This is a genomic window from Aporhodopirellula aestuarii, from assembly GCF_023701485.1.
Taxonomy (GTDB): domain Bacteria; phylum Planctomycetota; class Planctomycetia; order Pirellulales; family Pirellulaceae; genus Rhodopirellula; species Rhodopirellula aestuarii.
Genome location: NZ_JAMQBK010000130.1, coordinates 1 through 5,247, shown reverse-complemented (window position 1 = coordinate 5,247; position 5,247 = coordinate 1). Strand labels below are relative to the sequence as shown.

The following is a 5,247-nucleotide window of genomic DNA, read 5'->3' as shown; positions in this document are numbered from 1 at the left end:
ACAATTTTTGGGACGCTTCCAAGTGAACTTTGTGACAGATGATCGTCGCGTCGATGAAGAACTGCTATCATGCTTGCTGGAGCGACGAGCCAATGACTTGTCGCCTGAAGATCACCCGTGGGTTTTGTACCGGGGCGATCAACGGACTTTCACTTTTATTTAGGAAGAGACTGAGCATGAAGAAGTTAACCAAGTTTGGCTGCATGGCATTGTTGGCGATTTGCGTCACGCCGCTGACGTTCGCCGGCTGCGGCGGCAGTGATGGATCCAAAGTGATCGAACCCGAAATGTCCGCGGAGGAAATTCAAGCTAAAGCCGATTCGAAAGCCGACGAAGTGGTCGACCCTACGTAATTGAACTGCGTCTCTCGACGAACACAAAAAAATCCCTGGAAGAAGCAACGCCTCTTCCAGGGATCGATAGTAATAGCGACTTTGAAAATGTTAGAAGTCTTCGCTGATCACTTCTTTGGCCGCGCGACTTCCTAACGCGCCCCACAAACCATACGGGCTCTTGCCGCCCACGAGGTTCTGATTGGATGCGTCATAGAAGAACGGAATGGTTGCGTCCGAATTACCGGCTTCGATCGAATCGGTGATGTACTTGACCGCGCCATCTCCCATCAACACGTGGGCCCCGCCTTGGTGACGACTGCCGGACGCCATCGGTCCCCCGTATGCCGCACCATTGGTCGACAAGATGCACGAAGCACTATTGGGCGGATGAATCGTGTAGAAGCCAGAGAAGACCGGTCCCCAGTCTGCCCAGCGGTAACCCCGACCGTCGTCGTTGTTGAGCGTATTGAAACCTGCATACGACGTGAGCCAAAACTGAGGTCGGGCGGGATCCACCGCGTCGTCGCAGATGCCAGGATTGATATAAGAATCTCCACTGCTCGGAGCATTGAACGACGACCCACCAATAATTCGCAAATTGGTACGAGAATCATTGTCGCCCAAGTCTGTGACGATTTCACCGGCCATGATCGTGTTAGAAAGGCCATCCAACGTGTCGCGGAACGCCATCGCATGTCGAGGCTTAAACATTCCCCGGTGTCCGGCGCGACTACGCTCGGCAACCTGCGCAAGCGTGGCCGACGCATGGTACTGCCCTGTTGTCGAACCATTCGATGCCGGATTCGTTAACTGGTACACATAGTGCCCGTCACCCAAGCAGGCCGCGTAGTTGGTACGTCCTTGTGCCGGCAAACCCGTTCCGGGGTCACTCGGACAACGCAACGTTCCGATCTCCGTCGCCCAAGGCACGTATCCGTCTTGAACCCAAGGGTTCGGTCCCATCGCTTCCCACGATCCGGTCATCGTCGATCCGGTGGTGTTTTGGCGACTCGGATTCGAAATCATTTCCCAGAGAGCTTGTTGCTCAAAGAACGGTGTCAGGCCGACCAACATGCTCAATCGGCGAGAGTTTCGTCCACCGCCGCTGGTGACGTTGCCGCCCCCTTCGCCGAATCCTTGGCTGTTATTGATTGAGTTCGTTCCACTCCCCTGGATCGGCATTTGCTTGTAAGCCGAATGATAGTTGTGAATCGCCAAACCGATCTGTTTGAAGTTGTTACTGCAACTCATCCGACGAGCCGCCTCGCGTGCCGCCTGAACCGCCGGCAGCAGGAGCCCCACAAGAACACCGATAATCGCAATCACCACCAGTAGTTCCACTAGCGTGAAGCCTTGCGGCCGATTTCGCTTCCACATCATTTGAAATTCCTTTGAGAAAAATGTCGCGCCGAGACGAGCGGAGAGGTTCCACTTCGCAACGAGGATTTCGGCGCTGAATAGCGTGCGTAAACGCCAAACGACTTCCTTCCCAAGAAAGGATGGAACCACGCGGCGGCGCACTAAGCCAGCTTAACGGGATCTTATACGCCGGTATCGGAAAATCTATTTAAAGAACCGCAAAAATGCGCATACCGGCCTCACAAAGCAACGCGGTACACACCGACATAAGACCCCTGCAGAGGGGGGCCCCTCCGTCATTGTGTGCACAAGCGCAATAGAAACGTGGTGGCTCGCTGTGAAATTCGACATCCAACCGCTTTCAAACGTCCCCAGCGAGATCCTTGCATCTCGAATTCAGATGACAAAAAAAGGCTCGCAACAGTGAGCGCATTCAATCCGCCCGGTCAGCGAGACTGACCATCTGCCTGGATCAACGCTCTCGTTGGGCTGAAATCGACTGGCTGGTTCCGCCCACTCCTTAAATGAAGACACGCGCTGAAGCATGATCGCTTCTGAAAATGATGCGCTGAATCTATGAACGTGATCTGCGTCGCCGTTGGGTAGCAGGGAATCGATTGAACAGCTTCGCCACGCTCGTTTTAGCCAGAAATTTCCCAAAAAACACTAAGTCATTTTTGGGGGCAACGTTGCTCCATAACTACCAACAGCGGTGATGCACAAATCCTCCGCTGCACGGACAAACAAACACGCAAGCAATGTAGCCAAACAGTCAACCCGAGCGCGAATCTCGAAGGACAGCGAACGCATCACTAAACGCGCATTCACGGCCCGAATGTAGCCATCGTCATTGTTGTGCGCATCTGCGCAATTTCATAATCATTTCACCCAATCTTGCTTAATTGAGTCTTTCTAAATTTTGCCGCAGACGTTGAACGGCGACCTTAGTCTTCTCTCAACCTAGTACATCGCCCCACGAGTTGTACCGTGGTTAAAGAACAAAGTCTGACGCTCGCGTTAAGAAAAGCATCCCTGCTTGATTCGAACCGATTTCAATTTAACAGAGAGTGAATGATGTCTAGACAAAAACAGGATCGCGGTTTCACGCTTGTGGAACTGCTCGTGGTGATCGCGATTATTGGAGTACTTGTAGGCTTATTGTTGCCTGCGGTACAAGCGGCGCGGGAAGCAGCACGTCGAATGAGTTGTTCGAACAACTTCAAACAAATCGGGCTTGCAACCCATAACTACCATTCCACGTACAACCAATTGCCTGTTCAAGGTGGTGGTACGACGTTGACGACAGCAAGCTTGACATCTGGCGGTGCGTCATACACTGACGGGAATGGTAACATCAACACCGGCGGTGGCTACAATCGCTTGCGGCTGAGCTACCTGGTTGGTCTCACTCCCTTTATGGAGCAACAGGCGTTGTGGGAGCAGATTTCCAACCCTCTCAATGAAAACGTCTTCACGATCGAAGATGCCACCACGATGACGGGCTCTTGGAGTCCAATGGGTCCCAACCCGGGTTTCCAGGATGCGTACGTTCCTTGGGCAACCGAAGTTGCTGCTTTTCGGTGCCCCAGCGATCCAGGTGTCGGACTGCCTGCGGTCGGGCGCACGAACTACGCGTCTTGCATGGGCGATGGCTATTTCGGTATCGAACGCGCCAACCCAGCGGCAAACGGGCATGAATGGCAATCGCACGCAGAACGGCAACGCGGTTCGCAGCGCGGAATGTTCGTCCCCCGTAACTCGATGAAGTTCCGTGATGTCCTTGATGGACTATCCAACACCATCATGTGCGGTGAAATCATCACAGACCTCGGTGACCTGGATACACGTGGAGACTTGCTTCGGGTAACCGGTGGTTCTACCAATGGTCCGAGTTCCGGGTCGGCCGTTTTCGATCCAACAGTGTGCACCCAAAATGTCGCCATCGATGACGCACGCCCGATGTTTTGGGACTCGACGATTCCTAGAGACAACAACGTCAACAGCTTGATCAGCAATACAACGGGCGCAGGCGACCGACGCGGTTACCGCTGGGCGGACTGCGGTCCGATGTTCACGGGCTTCTTCACCGTCACCCCGCCAAACTCGCCAGCCTGCAACATGGCCTACATCAGCATCGAGGGCGGCCCGATGTCAGTGAGCAGTCGCCATCAAGGCGGTGCCCACGTCCTGATGGGTGATGGTGCGGTCAGGTTCATTACCGACTCGATCGAAGCCGGAACTCAGAACTCCACCGTTCCTTACTACGCAATCAAAGCGGGGAGCCCCACGCCAGGCGCTTTTGTAAGCGAGTTTAATGTTGGAGCAGGAAGCCCGTTCGGATTGTGGGGCAGCCTCGGAACCCGGGCGTCGCGAGAAGTGATCGACGCTTCGTTCTAATCACAGTAAACTCGACTCCGAGTCCAATCGAGCCCTGGTAAGCCACAACCTTTCCAGGGCTTTTTCGTTGTTGTCGACGCTTGGTCAATCATACCGTCTACGACAAAATGGAAAACGCGATGGCAGCTATGGGCGGGAGGCGGTAACAGGGTGAAAAGAACGAGCGACCGGGGCAAATCGATTCCGATAAGCACGTTGGCTGGAGTTTTTCGGAATATCGGTCCTTTGATGCCAACCATGGTTCCTACGTTCAACCAAGGCTATCACTGGATTGCCAAAAATTTGTTCTGGACAAGACGTGTCGCTATCTTTTTTGCGTTTAGCTGGATCCAGTATCTCGCCAATGGTTAGTCACGATAGTGACGACATCCAAAAGCCACGGACGTGAGTCCGTGGTTTCGGGAAAACAAAGCGAAGCAAGTCGCAACGCGACGACACCAAACAAGGTTGTGCGTACGAATGAACCACCGGGAGCGGCATCTGTCATCGCTTCGCGACTTGGTGTAAGCGGGGAGCGACGTCGCCCCCGGACTCGCGTCCGGGGCTTTCGCCTGCCGTCGCTATCGCGACTAGGAATGGAAGCAATACTGGCGCGGGCTTGACTTTCCACGTCTTCACAACCAGTTAGCAGTCCAGGACAACGCCCAAAAGGCTCATGGAATACTGCCCAATTATTCCGGCCTAACTGCTTAACGCCTATATCATTGCCCCCAGTCCGCATGAAACAGCGGCTGTTAAGGAGGCAGACAGGTCCAGCGGTCCAAGCTCACGTTGGATGCGGTCTCAGGCAAACAATAAGTCACGAACAGCCTGTGAAGTTTTTAAGTGTGGCCGTTCGCTCCGCGAACGAGCGTTCCCGTAAGGTTTGTTTGCAAAGCGAACGGCCACATCGCCTCGCCTCGGGACATCGATTTAATTACTGCAGGATTATAAAAGTCGCGGAACTGCGCGAGCCGTCCGGTAAATCGGGACCGGACGGCTTGCGCCGTTCCGCTAAAAAAAGCACTAAAACAATCAACTTCCCCCGCGAACGAGCGTTCACGCAAGCTTCGTTTGCAGAGCAAACGGCCACATTGCTACGGCTTGGGACGTCGATTGTATTACTGAAGGATTTCAAAAGTAGCGAAACGGCGCGAGCAGGGCGATTGCGCCACAC

The 5,247-nt window shown here is 54.0% G+C and carries 4 protein-coding genes; 3 read left to right on the top strand and 1 reads right to left on the bottom strand.

The genetic code is table 11. The features are described 5' to 3' along the window. Positions 1-176 precede the first annotated feature (176 nt). Positions 177-353: a hypothetical protein gene (locus NB063_RS31170; RefSeq protein WP_250933603.1), complete on the top strand. Its 177-nt coding sequence runs from the start codon at positions 177-179 to the stop codon at positions 351-353. Between the two features lie 90 nt (positions 354-443). Here the strand turns inward: NB063_RS31170 and NB063_RS31165 are convergent, their stop codons facing one another. Beyond that, on the bottom strand, positions 444-1,712 hold the full coding sequence (locus NB063_RS31165; RefSeq protein WP_250933606.1) for a DUF1559 domain-containing protein: 1,269 nt from the start codon (positions 1,710-1,712) through the stop codon (positions 444-446). A gap of 1,056 nt (positions 1,713-2,768) precedes the next feature. Between NB063_RS31165 and NB063_RS31160 the strand changes: the two genes are divergently transcribed. Both NB063_RS31160 and NB063_RS31155 read left to right on the top strand, forming a co-directional pair. Then, positions 2,769-4,091 (top strand): DUF1559 domain-containing protein, encoded by a 1,323-nt coding sequence (locus NB063_RS31160; protein WP_250933600.1) that lies wholly within the window; start codon positions 2,769-2,771, stop codon positions 4,089-4,091. An 812-nt stretch (positions 4,092-4,903) separates the two neighbouring features. Next, positions 4,904-5,247, top strand: a 344-nt coding sequence (locus tag NB063_RS31155; protein ID WP_250933598.1) for a hypothetical protein, incomplete at its 3' end; no start/stop codon positions are given.

Bases quoted from the DNA above. Each gene is read 5' to 3' on its own strand.
- NB063_RS31160 (WP_250933600.1), top strand. From the start codon at position 2,769: ATGTCTAGACAAAAACAGGATCGCGGTTTCACGCTTGTGGAACTGCTC.
- NB063_RS31165 (WP_250933606.1), bottom strand. From the start codon at position 1,712: ATGTGGAAGCGAAATCGGCCGCAAGGCTTCACGCTAGTGGAACTACTG.
- NB063_RS31170 (WP_250933603.1), top strand. From the start codon at position 177: ATGAAGAAGTTAACCAAGTTTGGCTGCATGGCATTGTTGGCGATTTGC.